Origin of the sequence: Mesorhizobium sp. CO1-1-8 (assembly GCF_020164875.1) — a bacterium.
GTDB lineage: Bacteria > Pseudomonadota > Alphaproteobacteria > Rhizobiales > Rhizobiaceae > Mesorhizobium.
In genome coordinates, this window is sequence record NZ_JAIUGZ010000021.1 from 87,484 (window position 1) to 99,214 (window position 11,731).

Sequence of the window (11,731 nt, forward strand, 5' to 3'; positions counted from 1 at the left end):
TTATGTCCTCCTTACCAGCTCGACTTGACCAAGCCCGGGATCTGGCCGTTATTGCCGAGATCACGAAGCGCGATGCGCGATACTTTGAGCTTGCGATAGTAGGCGCGCGGACGGCCGGTGACTTCGCAGCGGTTGCGGATGCGGATCTTGGCCGAGTTGCGCGGCAGGGCAGCAAGCTTGAGCTGAGCGCGGAAGCGCTCTTCCATCGGCTTGGACTGATCCATGATGATCGCCTTCAGGGCAGCCCGCTTGGGACCGTACTGGTCGGCAAGCTTGCGGCGCCTGTTGTTCTTCTCGACTGAGCTGGTCTTTGCCATTTCAGATTTTTCCTTTTCTCGCTGCCGTTACTGGCGGAAGGGGAAGTTGAAGGCCTTGAGCAATGCCCTGGCTTCGTCGTCCGTCTTCGCAGTCGTACAAACGATGACGTCCATGCCCCAGATCTGATCAACCTTGTCGTAGTTGATCTCCGGGAACACGATGTGTTCCTTGATGCCCATGGCGTAGTTGCCACGGCCATCGAAGCTCTTCGGATTCAGTCCGCGAAAGTCGCGGACGCGCGGCAGTGCGATGTTCACGAGGCGGTCGAGGAACTCGTACATGCGTTCCTTGCGCAACGTGACCTTGGCGCCGATCGGCATCTTCTCGCGGACCTTGAAGCCGGCGATCGAGTTGCGGGCGCGGGTGACGACGGCCTTCTGGCCGGCGATCATCGCCAGGTCTTCGGCCGCGATCGAAGGCTTCTTCGAATCGGCGGTCGCTTCGCCAACGCCCATGTTCAGCACGATCTTGTCGATGCGCGGAACCTGCATCTCGTTGTCGTAACCGAATTGTTCCTGCAGCGCCTTGCGGATGGTCTCGTTGTAGACCTGCTTGAGGCGCGGCGTGTTCTGAGCCTTGGACTGTTTGCTTTCAGCCTTGGGCTTCGTGGTTTGAGCCTTAGCCATTGATGACTTCTCCCGAGCGCTTGGCGACGCGCACCTTCTTGCCGTCCTTCTGGAAGATGAAACCGACGCGGGTCGGCTTGCCATCCTTGGGGTCGGCCAGCGCGATGTTCGACAGCTGGATCGGCGCTTCCTTGGTGATGATCCCGCCCTCTTGGGACTGGGATTGCTTCTGGTGACGGCGGATCATGTTGACGCCGCGCACCAGCGCGGTGTCTTCCTTCGGCTGAACCGAGAGGACTTCGCCCGAACGGCCCTTGTCCTTGCCGGCCAGCACGACGACCTTGTCGCCTTTTCTAATCTTTTGCATTGGTCCGGCTCCTTACAGCACTTCAGGCGCGAGCGAGATGATCTTCATGTGGTTCTTGGCGCGGAGTTCGCGCGGAACCGGTCCGAAGATACGCGTGCCGATCGGCTCTTTCTTGTTGTCGACGAGAACGGCCGCGTTCTTGTCGAAACGGATCACGCTGCCGTCCGGGCGGCGGATGTCCTTGGCCGTGCGAACCACGACCGCCTTCATCACATCGCCCTTCTTCACGCGGCCGCGCGGAATGGCTTCCTTGATCGACACCACGATGATGTCGCCCACGGAAGCGTATTTCCGCTTCGAGCCGCCCAGCACCTTGATGCACATGACACGACGGGCGCCGGAATTATCCGCGACGTCGAGGTTTGTTTGCATCTGAATCATGACTGGCCGCCTTCTTCTCTTCTAACGGGATGGGCTCAAAGCCCCTCCCCGGTCTGTCCAAAATTCGTTGTTTACGCCCGAGGTCAGGCTTGGTCCGAAGACACGACGATCCAGCGCTTGTCCTTGGAAATCGGCTTCGATTCCTGGATGAACACCTGATCGCCTACCTTGTGGGCGTTGTTCTCGTCGTGCGCCTTGTACTTCTTGGTCATGCGCACGGTCTTCTTCATCACGGGATGCGTGAAGCGCCGTTCGACCTTGACGACAACCGTCTTCTCGTTCTTGTCGCTGACGACGGTGCCCTGCAGAATGCGCTTTGGCATGGTTTTCGTCCTTAAGCCTTCTTAGCCGCGGACTTTTCCGCAGCGATGGTCTTGATACGCGCAATATCCTTACGGACCTGTCTCACGCGCGCGGTCTTCTCGAGCTGGCCGGTGGCCTTCTGGAAGCGCAGGTTGAACTGCTCCTTCTTCAGGCTGGCCAGGTCGTCGGTCAGCTGGTCCTGGGTCTTGGTCCGGATGTCTTCGGCTTTCATGATCAGCCCGTCCTTATTCTGCGATGCGCTGCACGAAGCGCGTCTTGACCGAGAGCTTGGCCGCGCCGAGACGCAGTGCCTCACGGGCGGTTTCTTCATTGACGCCGTCGATCTCGAACATGATGCGGCCCGGCTTGACGCGCGCCGCCCAGTAATCGACCGCGCCCTTGCCCTTGCCCATGCGGACTTCGGTCGGCTTCGAAGTGACCGGAACGTCCGGGAAAATACGGATCCAGACGCGACCGGCGCGCTTCATTTCACGCGTGATCGCGCGGCGGGCCGCCTCGATCTCACGTGCGGTGACGCGGTTCGGCTCAAGCGCCTTCAGCCCGAAACCACCGAAATCCAGGTTGGTGCCGCCCTTTGCGGTACCATGGATACGGCCCTTGAACTGCTTGCGGAACTTTGTGCGCTTTGGCTGCAGCATCGTTCTAACTCCAAATTCCTAAATGTCTCAGGCGTTTTCGCGACGACGACCGCGTTCGCGATCACCACCACCGCCATGCGCTGCATCGCTTTCGCTGGCCCGACGCTCGGAAGCCATCGGGTCATGCTCAAGGATTTCGCCCTTGAACACCCAGACCTTGACGCCGCAGATGCCATAAGCCGTATGCGCTTCGGCCGTACCGTAGTCGACGTCCGCACGCAGCGTATGCAGCGGCACGCGGCCTTCGCGATACCATTCCATGCGCGCGATCTCGGCGCCGCCGAGGCGGCCGGCGCAGTTGATGCGGATGCCTTCGGCACCGAGGCGCATCGCCGACTGAACGGCACGCTTCATGGCGCGGCGGAACGCGATACGACGCTCGAGCTGCTGGGCGATCGACTGGGCGACCAGGGTCGCGTCGATCTCCGGCTTGCGCACTTCAACGATGTTGAGGTGCGTCTCGGACTTCGTCATCTCCATCAGCTTCTTGCGAAGCTTCTCGATGTCGGCGCCCTTCTTGCCGATGATCAGACCCGGGCGCGCGGCATGGATGGTGACGCGGCACTTCTTGTGCGGGCGCTCGATCACGACCTTCGAGATGGCAGCCTGCTTGAGCTCCTTCTCGAGATACTTGCGGATCTTGATGTCCTCATGCAGCAGCTTGCCGTACTCGCCGGTGTTCGCGAACCAGCGCGAATCCCAGGTGCGGTTGATGCCGAGGCGAAGACCGATCGGATTGACTTTCTGGCCCATTATGCGGCCTCCCCTTTTTCTTCGACTTCACGAACGACGATCGTGAGGTGCGAGAACGGCTTCTCGATACGGCTGGCGCGACCGCGGCCACGGGCATGGAACCGCTTCATGACGATCGACTTGCCGACATAGGCTTCCGCCACGATCAGTGCATCGACATCCAGGTCGTGGTTGTTTTCGGCGTTGGCGATTGCCGATTCCAGCGTCTTCTTGACCGTGCCGGAAATCCGCTTGGCCGAGAATTCGAGATCGGAAAGCGCTGTCGCGACCTTCTTGCCGCGGATCAGCGCGGCAACGAGGTTCAGCTTCTGCGGGCTGATACGGATCGTGCGCAATACGGCGCGCGCTTCGTTATCAGCAAGCCTGCGCGGAGCTTTGGCCTTGCCCATGATTATTTCCTCTTCGCCTTCTTATCCGCGCCGTGACCGTAATAGGTCCGGGTCGGAGCGAATTCACCGAACTTGTGACCGACCATGTCCTCGTTCACCGAGACGGGAACATGCTTCTGGCCGTTGTAGACACCGAAGGTGAAGCCGACGAACTGCGGCAGGATGGTGGAGCGACGGCTCCACATCTTGATCACCTCATTGCGACCACCTTCACGAACCTTGTCCACCTTCTTGAGAAGGTAGCCGTCAATGAAGGGGCCTTTCCAAATCGAACGAGTCACTTGGCGTTACCTCTTCTTAGCTCTTGCGCTGATGGCGCGAGCGCAGGATGAACTTGTCGGTCGCCTTGTTGGACCGCGTCTTCTTGCCCTTGGTCGGCTTGCCCCAGGGCGAAACCGGATGGCGGCCACCCGATGTGCGGCCTTCGCCGCCGCCGTGCGGATGGTCCACCGGGTTCATGGTCACGCCGCGATTGTGCGGGCGCTTGCCACGCCAGACCGTGCGACCGGCCTTGCCGTCATTGATGTTGCCGTGGTCCGGGTTGGACACGGCGCCGACAGTGGCCATGCAGGAGCCGTGAACGACGCGCTGCTCGCCCGAATTGAGGCGCAGGATCGCCATGCCCTGGTCACGACCGACCAACTGACCGTAACCACCTGCCGAACGGGCGACCTGAGCGCCCTTGCCCGGCTTCAGCTCGATGTTGTGGACGATGGTGCCGACCGGCATCGAAGCCAGCGGCATCGCATTACCCGGCTTCACGTCGACCGATTCACCGGACACGATCTTGTCGCCGGGAGCCAGACGCTGCGGAGCGATGATGTAGGACAGCTCGCCATCGTCATACTTGATCAGCGCGATGAAGGCGGTGCGGTTCGGATCGTACTCAATGCGCTCGACCGTGCCGACGACGTCGAACTTGCGGCGCTTGAAGTCGATGATGCGGTACGAACGCTTGTGACCACCGCCGATGAAGCGGGCGGTGATGCGACCATGATTGTTGCGGCCGCCCGACTTGGTCAGGCCTTCGGTCAGACCCTTGACGGGCTTGCCCTTGTAGAGGCCCGAGCGGTCGACGATGACCAGCTGACGGGTGCTGGGCGTTACCGGGTTGAATTTTTTCAGTGCCATTGTTCTGTCCTCGCGGCCTTGCTCAGAGACCCGTCGCGACGTCGATCGACTGGCCATCGGCCAGCGTCACAACCGCCTTCTTGACGTCGCTCTGGCGGCCAACCGTGCCACGGAAGCGCTTGATCTTGCCCTTGCGGACAAGCGTGTTCACGGCCATCACCTTGACGCCGAACAGCGCTTCGACGGCGGCCTTGATTTCCGGCTTCGACGCCTTCTTGGCGACGTTGAAGACGACCTTGTTCTGCTCGGAGGCCATGGTCGACTTTTCGGTGATCGCCGGCGAGACGATCACGTCGTAATGACGAAGGTCGGTCATTTAAAGCGCTCCTCGAGAGCCTCGACGGCGGCCTTCGAAAGGACCAGCGTGCCGCGGCGCAGAATGTCGTAGACGTTGATGCCCTGGATGGGCAGCACGTCGATGTTGGGGATGTTCGTCGCCGCCAGCTTGAAGTTCTTGTCAAGCTCGGCGCCGCCGATCAGCAAAGCGTTGGTCAGGCCCAGCGTCGCGAAATTCGCGATCAGCGCCTTCGTCTTGGCCTCGGTCAGCTTCAGCTCGTCGATGATGATGATCGACGCGCTCTTGGCCTTGGCCGAGAGAGCATGCTTGAGGCCCAGAGCACGAACCTTCTTGGGCAGTTCGTGCTCGTGGCTGCGAACGACCGGGCCGTGGGCCTTGCCGCCGCCGCGGAACTGCGGAGCGCGTGCCGAATGGTGACGGGCGCGGCCCGTACCCTTCTGCTTGTACATCTTGGCTCCGGTGCGCGCGATCTCGGCGCGACCCTTGGTCTTGTGCGTGCCCTGCTGCTTCTTGGCAAGCTGCCAGCGCACGACGCGCTGCAGGATGTCTTCGCGCGGATCAAGGCCGAAAATCTCGTCGGAGAGTTCCACCTTGCCGGCGTCCTTGCCGCCCAGCGTTGTGATCTTGAGATCCATTATTCCGCTCCCTCTGTGGCCGGAGCCTCGTTCTTGGCGCCACTTTCGGCAGCAACGGCGCGGATCGCGGCAGGCTTCGGCGCATTGGCCGGCAGTGCCACCTTGGCCGCATCGCGAACCAGGATCCAGGCGCCCTTCGATCCGGGAACCGCACCGCGGATCAGGATCAGGCCGCGGTCGGCGTCGGTCGATACGATCTCGACATTCTGCGTGGTGACCCTGACGTCGCCCATGTGGCCAGCCATATGCTTGCCCTTGAACACCTTGCCCGGGTCCTGGCGCTGGCCGGTCGAACCGTGCGTACGGTGCGAAACCGAGTTACCGTGCGTTGCACGGCCACCGCCCATGTGGTGGCGCTTGATGACGCCCTGAAAGCCCTTGCCGATCGTCGTGCCCGTCACATCGACCTTCTGGCCGGCGACGAAATGCTCGACGGTGATCTCGGCGCCGACATCGATCATGTTGTCGGCGGAGACGCGGAACTCGGCGACCTTCGCCTTCGGCTCGACGGAAGCGGTCGCGAAATGGCCGCGCATCGCCTTCGACGTGTTCTTCACCTTGGCAAGGCCAACGCCGAGCTGAACGGCGGTGTAGCCATTCTTCTCTTGCGTGCGCTGGGCCACGACCTGGCAGTTCTCCATCAGGAGAACGGTGACGGGAACATGTTCCCCGGCATCGTTGTAGATGCGGGTCATTCCCACCTTCTTTGCAATCACACCTGAACGCATCGGTTCAATTCCTTTAGAGTTCCGGGCCAGGGGCACCGCCCCTTACCGCGCTCTCATTCCCTTAGAGCTTGATCTCGACGTCGACGCCGGCGGCCAGATCGAGCTTCATCAAAGCATCGACCGTCTGCGGGGTCGGATCGACGATGTCGAGCAGACGCTTGTGCGTGCGCATCTCGAACTGCTCGCGGCTCTTCTTGTCGACGTGAGGCGACCGGTTGACCGTGAACTTTTCGATCCGCGTCGGCAGCGGAATGGGGCCGCGGACGTTTGCACCGGTACGCTTGGCCGTCGACACGATTTCCTTCGTCGAGGCGTCGAGCACGCGGTGGTCAAACGCCTTAAGGCGGATGCGGATATTCTGTCCGTTCATGCGTCACTTCCTTGTTCTGGCGCGGCGCGGGCAACTCCCGCGCCCGCGACAGATCGGTTTAAGTCCAAATTACTCTTTGATGGTGACGACGATGCCGGCACCGACGGTGCGGCCGCCTTCACGGATAGCGAAGCGCAGCTTCTCTTCCATGGCGATCGGCACGATCAGTTCGACATCGACCGTGATGTTGTCGCCCGGCATCACCATCTCGGTGCCTTCCGGCAGCGACACGATGCCGGTCACGTCGGTCGTGCGGAAGTAGAACTGCGGACGGTAGTTGGTGAAGAACGGCGTGTGACGGCCACCTTCGTCCTTGGTCAGGATGTAGGCTTCGGCCACGAACTTCTTGTGCGGCTTCACCGTGCCCGGCTTGGCCAGAACCTGGCCGCGCTCGACACCTTCACGATCAACGCCGCGCAGCAGCGCGCCGATGTTGTCGCCGGCCTGGCCCTGATCGAGCAGCTTGCGGAACATCTCGACGCCCGTGCAGGTCGTCTTGGTCGTCGGACGGATGCCGATGATTTCCAGCTCTTCGCCGACCTTGACCACGCCGCGCTCGACGCGGCCGGTCACGACCGTGCCGCGACCCGAGATCGAGAACACGTCTTCGATCGGCATCAGGAACGGCTTGTCGAGCGGACGAACCGGCGTCGGGATGTAGGCATCGACCGCAGCCATCAGCTCGCGGATCGCGTCTTCACCGATCTTCTTGTCGCTATCTTCCAGGGCAGCCAGAGCCGAACCCTTGACGATCGGAATGTCGTCGCCGGGAAATTCGTTCTTGGTCAGAAGCTCGCGAACCTCGAGCTCGACCAGTTCGAGCAGCTCGGCGTCGTCGACCTGGTCGACCTTGTTCAGGAACACCACGATCGACGGCACGCCGACCTGACGGGCCAGCAGGATGTGCTCGCGGGTCTGCGGCATCGGGCCGTCGGCAGCCGACACGACCAGGATCGCGCCGTCCATCTGCGCGGCACCGGTGATCATGTTCTTCACATAGTCGGCGTGGCCGGGGCAGTCGACGTGAGCGTAGTGGCGGTTGGCCGTCTCGTATTCGACGTGCGCCGTCGAGATCGTGATGCCGCGCGCCTTTTCTTCAGGGGCAGCGTCGATCTGGTCGTAGCGCTTGTATTCGCCAAAATACTTGGTGATCGCCGCCGTCAGCGACGTCTTGCCATGGTCGACGTGGCCAATCGTGCCGATGTTCACGTGAGGCTTGTTACGCTCGAATTTACCTTTGGCCATAATCGTTCTCCGTCTATTCTACCCGCTTGGGGGAAATTGTTATTCGCTCTTCAGATCCGGCACCGCGCAGGGACGCGACGTCGGTGGCTAAGGAACCCTTACGCGTATTTCTTCTGGACTTCCTGGGCCACCGCGGTCGGGACCGGCTCGTAGTGATCGAACTGCATCGTGTAGGCCGCACGGCCCTGGCTCATCGAGCGCAGGTTGTCGACATACTTGAACATGTTTGCGAGCGGCACCATCGCGTTGATGACCACGGCAACGCCACGCGCTTCCTGACCCTGGATCTGGCCACGACGACCGTTCAGGTCGCCGATGACGCTGCCGACGTAGTCTTCCGGCGTCACAACTTCGACCTTCATGATCGGCTCCAGCAGCTGCACACCAAGCTTGGGTGCTGCTTCACGGAAGCAGGCGCGGCCGGCGATTTCGAAAGCCAAGACGCTGGAGTCGACATCGTGGTAGGCGCCGTCGATGAGGGTCGCCTTGACGCCGATCATCGGGAAGCCCGCGAACGGACCCGAGGTCATGACGCTGTTGATGCCCTTTTCGACGCCGGGGATGTATTCCTTCGGCACGGCGCCGCCGACGATCTTGGTCTCGAACTCGAACTCGCTGCTGTCCGGGTTCGGCTCGAAGACGATCTTGACGCGAGCGAACTGACCAGTACCGCCGGTCTGCTTCTTGTGCGTGTAATCCTGTTCGTGCCTGCGGGTGATCGTCTCGCGATAAGCCACCTGCGGTGCGCCGACATTGGCCTCGACCTTGAACTCGCGACGCATGCGGTCGACGATGATGTCGAGGTGAAGTTCGCCCATGCCCGAAATGATGGTCTGGCCGCTTTCCTCGTCGGTCTTGACGCGGAAGGACGGATCCTCGGCGGCCAGGCGGTGAAGGGCGAGGCCCATCTTTTCCTGGTCGTTCTTGGTCTTCGGCTCGATGGCGATCTGGATGACCGGATCGGGGAATTCCATGCGCTCGAGAATGACCGGATGCAGCGGATCGCTCAGCGTGTCGCCGGTGGTCGTGTCCTTGAGACCGGCAAGAGCAACGATGTCGCCGGCAAAAGCCTCTTCGACGTCGGCGCGCGAGTTCGCATGCATCTGCAGCATGCGGCCGATGCGCTCCTTCTTGCCCTTCACGGTGTTGTCGACCGAGATGCCCTTGGTGAGCTTGCCCGAATAGATGCGGGCAAAGGTCAGCGAACCGACGAACGGGTCGTTCATGATCTTGAAGGCAAGCATCGACAGCGGCTCGTTGTCGTCGGCATGACGCTCGATCTCGGCGTCGGTCTTGGCATCGACGCCCTTGATGGCGGGAACGTCGGCCGGCGACGGCAGATATTCGACGACGGCGTCGAGCAGCGGCTGCACGCCTTTGTTCTTGAAGGCCGAGCCACAGAACATCGGGTAGAACTTGACCGCGATGGTGCCCTTGCGGATCAGCGCGCGGATCTCGTCATTCGACGGCATCTTGCCTTCGAGGTAGTTCTCAAGCGCCGTCTCGTCCATTTCGACGGCGGCCTCGATCATCTTCTCGCGGTATTCTTCGGCACGAGCCTTGAGGTCGTCCGGGATCTCGACGATATCCCAGGCTGCGCCCAGCGTCTCGTCGCGCCAGACCAGCGCGTTCATCTCGACGAGGTCGACAACGCCCTTGAACTCGGTCTCGGCGCCGATCGGCAGCTGCATGACGACGGCATGCGCGCCGAGGCGCGAACCGATCATCTCGACCGAGCGGTAGAAGTCGGCACCGATCTTGTCCATCTTGTTGCAGAAGATCATGCGCGGAACGCGATACTTGTCGGCCTGGCGCCAGACGGTCTCGGTCTGCGGCTCAACGCCGGCATTGGCATCGAGCAGCGCGATGGCGCCATCGAGCACGCGCAGCGAACGCTCGACTTCGATGGTGAAGTCGACGTGTCCGGGGGTGTCGATGATGTTGAAGCGGTGCATCTTGCCGTCACGAGCCTTCCAGAAGGTCGTGGTCGCGGCGGACGTGATCGTGATGCCGCGCTCCTGCTCCTGCTCCATCCAGTCCATGGTGGCAGCGCCGTCGTGGACTTCGCCGATCTTGTGCGACTTGCCCGTGTAGTAGAGGACGCGCTCGGTGGTCGTCGTCTTGCCGGCGTCAATATGCGCCATGATACCGAAATTGCGGTAGTCTTCGATTTTGTATTCGCGGGCCATCGTAGCTGCCTCTCAGTCTCGTTCGCGCTTTACCAGCGGTAGTGCGCGAAAGCGCGGTTGGCTTCAGCCATCTTGTGGGTGTCTTCACGCTTCTTGACAGCCGTGCCGCGGTTGTTGGCCGCGTCCATCAGCTCGCCGGAGAGGCGGTCGACCATCGTGGTCTCGTTGCGGTTGCGGGCCGCAGCGATCAGCCAGCGAATGGCCAATGCCTGGCGGCGCTCGGGGCGCACGTCGACCGGAACCTGGTAGGTGGCGCCGCCGACACGACGCGAACGCACTTCAACATGCGGCGCGACATTGTCGAGTGCCTGATGGAAGACGGTGACCGGCTCCTGCTTGGTCTTCGACTGAACCTGGTCGAGCGCGCCGTAGACGATGGTCTCGGCGACCGACTTCTTACCGTCATACATGACGGCGTTCATGAACTTGGTGACGATCAGATCGCCGAACTTCGGGTCCGGATTGATCTCACGCTTTTCTGCACTGTGACGACGCGACATGGCTTTTGTCTCTCAATCTCATAGCCCGACGCACTCAAGGAGCGCCAAGGCCGGAAAATCTTACTTCGGACGCTTGGCGCCGTACTTCGAACGGCGCTGCTTGCGGTTCTTCACACCCTGCGTGTCGAGCACGCCGCGGATGATGTGGTAGCGAACGCCCGGAAGATCCTTGACGCGGCCGCCGCGGATCATCACCACGGAGTGTTCCTGAAGGTTGTGGCCTTCGCCGGGGATGTACCCGATCACTTCAAAACCATTGGTCAGGCGGATCTTGGCCACCTTGCGCAGCGCCGAGTTCGGCTTCTTCGGCGTCGTTGTATAGACGCGCGTGCAGACGCCCCGCTTCTGCGGGTTCTGCTGCATGGCCGGGACCTTGTTGCGCTTCACCGGCGCAATGCGCGGCTTGCGGATCAGCTGGTTGACGGTAGGCATTAAACCCTCTTGTCTCTCAATTCCGTGTCTCGCCCGGTCAGGGCCGCTCAAAGCGTCATTTCCATACGCAAATTCGGGCCATAAACCGCGCCTCGCGGTCTTGCCCGAACAAAAGGCAGAGGAAGCGGAAGCCGCTTCGTGCACGCCGGAAATGTCTTTTCGCTCGTAAAACGAACCCTGTTTGAGGCAAACTCCAAAGCGTGTCGCTTCGGAAGGGAGAGCCTCACATCGGTTCTGACTGGGCGGCTTCTACTCGTAAGACCGCGGACCGTCAAGCCCGGAGCACCAAATATTGCGCGCCGGCCAAGGCTTGGCAGCCATGCGAAAACCGCATGTAATTTTCTTTCGCATTTTTGCAAGAGCGAGGAAGAAAGTGACAAGCCTTCAGGCAAAGTGAATGGGTTTGCGCTGTTGCGCGGCCTTGCTTCATGCGAAAAGGCCGCATGAGCAGTCAAAACCCCCTCGCC

The 11,731-nt window shown here is 61.4% G+C and carries 19 protein-coding genes; all 19 read right to left on the minus strand.

Annotation, left to right across the window (positions count from 1 at the left end; translation table 11 throughout):
* Positions 1–11: 11 nt before the first annotated feature.
* Positions 12–317: a 30S ribosomal protein S14 gene (rpsN, locus tag LB558_RS29455; RefSeq protein WP_010909282.1), complete on the minus strand. Its 306-nt coding sequence runs from the start codon at positions 315–317 to the stop codon at positions 12–14.
* A 27-nt stretch (positions 318–344) separates the two neighbouring features.
* Entirely contained in the window at positions 345–944 is a 600-nt protein-coding gene (gene rplE, locus LB558_RS29460; protein WP_013531429.1) for a 50S ribosomal protein L5, read from the minus strand.
* Positions 937–1,251: a 50S ribosomal protein L24 gene (gene rplX / locus LB558_RS29465; protein ID WP_013531428.1), complete on the minus strand. Its 315-nt coding sequence runs from the start codon at positions 1,249–1,251 to the stop codon at positions 937–939. Before rplX ends, rplE begins: the two co-directional genes overlap by 8 nt.
* A 12-nt stretch (positions 1,252–1,263) precedes the next feature.
* Positions 1,264–1,632, minus strand: a complete 369-nt coding sequence (gene rplN, locus LB558_RS29470) for a 50S ribosomal protein L14 (protein ID WP_006205457.1) — start codon at positions 1,630–1,632, stop codon at positions 1,264–1,266.
* Positions 1,633–1,715: 83 nt separating this feature from the next.
* The gene (gene rpsQ / locus LB558_RS29475) at positions 1,716–1,955 is read right to left on the minus strand and encodes a 30S ribosomal protein S17 (protein WP_010909280.1); all 240 of its coding nucleotides are present in this window, start codon (positions 1,953–1,955) and stop codon (positions 1,716–1,718) included.
* An 11-nt stretch (positions 1,956–1,966) separates the two neighbouring features.
* Positions 1,967–2,167 (minus strand): 50S ribosomal protein L29, encoded by a 201-nt coding sequence (gene rpmC, locus LB558_RS29480; protein WP_006205459.1) that lies wholly within the window; start codon positions 2,165–2,167, stop codon positions 1,967–1,969.
* Between the two features lie 13 nt (positions 2,168–2,180).
* On the minus strand, positions 2,181–2,594 hold the full coding sequence (rplP, locus tag LB558_RS29485; protein ID WP_013531427.1) for a 50S ribosomal protein L16: 414 nt from the start codon (positions 2,592–2,594) through the stop codon (positions 2,181–2,183).
* Positions 2,595–2,621: 27 nt separating this feature from the next.
* On the minus strand, positions 2,622–3,347 hold the full coding sequence (gene rpsC / locus LB558_RS29490) for a 30S ribosomal protein S3 (RefSeq protein ID WP_013531426.1): 726 nt from the start codon (positions 3,345–3,347) through the stop codon (positions 2,622–2,624).
* The gene (gene rplV, locus LB558_RS29495; protein ID WP_006205462.1) at positions 3,347–3,736 is read right to left on the minus strand and encodes a 50S ribosomal protein L22; all 390 of its coding nucleotides are present in this window, start codon (positions 3,734–3,736) and stop codon (positions 3,347–3,349) included. The genes rpsC and rplV overlap by 1 nt, the downstream gene beginning before the upstream one ends.
* A 2-nt stretch (positions 3,737–3,738) precedes the next feature.
* Entirely contained in the window at positions 3,739–4,017 is a 279-nt protein-coding gene (rpsS, locus tag LB558_RS29500; protein WP_006205463.1) for a 30S ribosomal protein S19, read from the minus strand.
* Between the two features lie 16 nt (positions 4,018–4,033).
* A complete protein-coding gene (rplB, locus tag LB558_RS29505) occupies positions 4,034–4,867 on the minus strand; it encodes a 50S ribosomal protein L2 (RefSeq protein WP_024505067.1) in 834 nt (277 codons plus the stop codon).
* Between the two features lie 22 nt (positions 4,868–4,889).
* A complete protein-coding gene (locus LB558_RS29510) occupies positions 4,890–5,183 on the minus strand; it encodes a 50S ribosomal protein L23 (RefSeq protein ID WP_013531424.1) in 294 nt (97 codons plus the stop codon).
* Complete coding sequence (rplD, locus tag LB558_RS29515; protein ID WP_013531423.1) at positions 5,180–5,800, minus strand: 50S ribosomal protein L4; 621 nt, start codon at positions 5,798–5,800, stop codon at positions 5,180–5,182. The genes LB558_RS29510 and rplD overlap by 4 nt, the downstream gene beginning before the upstream one ends.
* Positions 5,800–6,528, minus strand: coding sequence for a 50S ribosomal protein L3 (gene rplC, locus LB558_RS29520; RefSeq protein ID WP_127260180.1), 729 nt, complete (start codon positions 6,526–6,528; stop codon positions 5,800–5,802). The genes rplD and rplC overlap by 1 nt, the downstream gene beginning before the upstream one ends.
* A 61-nt stretch (positions 6,529–6,589) precedes the next feature.
* Positions 6,590–6,898, minus strand: a complete 309-nt coding sequence (rpsJ, locus tag LB558_RS29525; RefSeq protein WP_010909272.1) for a 30S ribosomal protein S10 — start codon at positions 6,896–6,898, stop codon at positions 6,590–6,592.
* A gap of 69 nt (positions 6,899–6,967) precedes the next feature.
* Positions 6,968–8,143, minus strand: coding sequence for an elongation factor Tu (tuf, locus tag LB558_RS29530; protein ID WP_013531404.1), 1,176 nt, complete (start codon positions 8,141–8,143; stop codon positions 6,968–6,970).
* Between the two features lie 98 nt (positions 8,144–8,241).
* Positions 8,242–10,332, minus strand: a complete 2,091-nt coding sequence (gene fusA, locus LB558_RS29535) for an elongation factor G (protein WP_224700722.1) — start codon at positions 10,330–10,332, stop codon at positions 8,242–8,244.
* A gap of 29 nt (positions 10,333–10,361) precedes the next feature.
* A complete protein-coding gene (rpsG, locus tag LB558_RS29540) occupies positions 10,362–10,832 on the minus strand; it encodes a 30S ribosomal protein S7 (RefSeq protein WP_008875664.1) in 471 nt (156 codons plus the stop codon).
* 60 nt (positions 10,833–10,892) lie between these two features.
* Positions 10,893–11,264: a 30S ribosomal protein S12 gene (gene rpsL, locus LB558_RS29545; protein WP_006333356.1), complete on the minus strand. Its 372-nt coding sequence runs from the start codon at positions 11,262–11,264 to the stop codon at positions 10,893–10,895.
* Between the last annotated feature and the right edge of the window lie 467 nt (positions 11,265–11,731).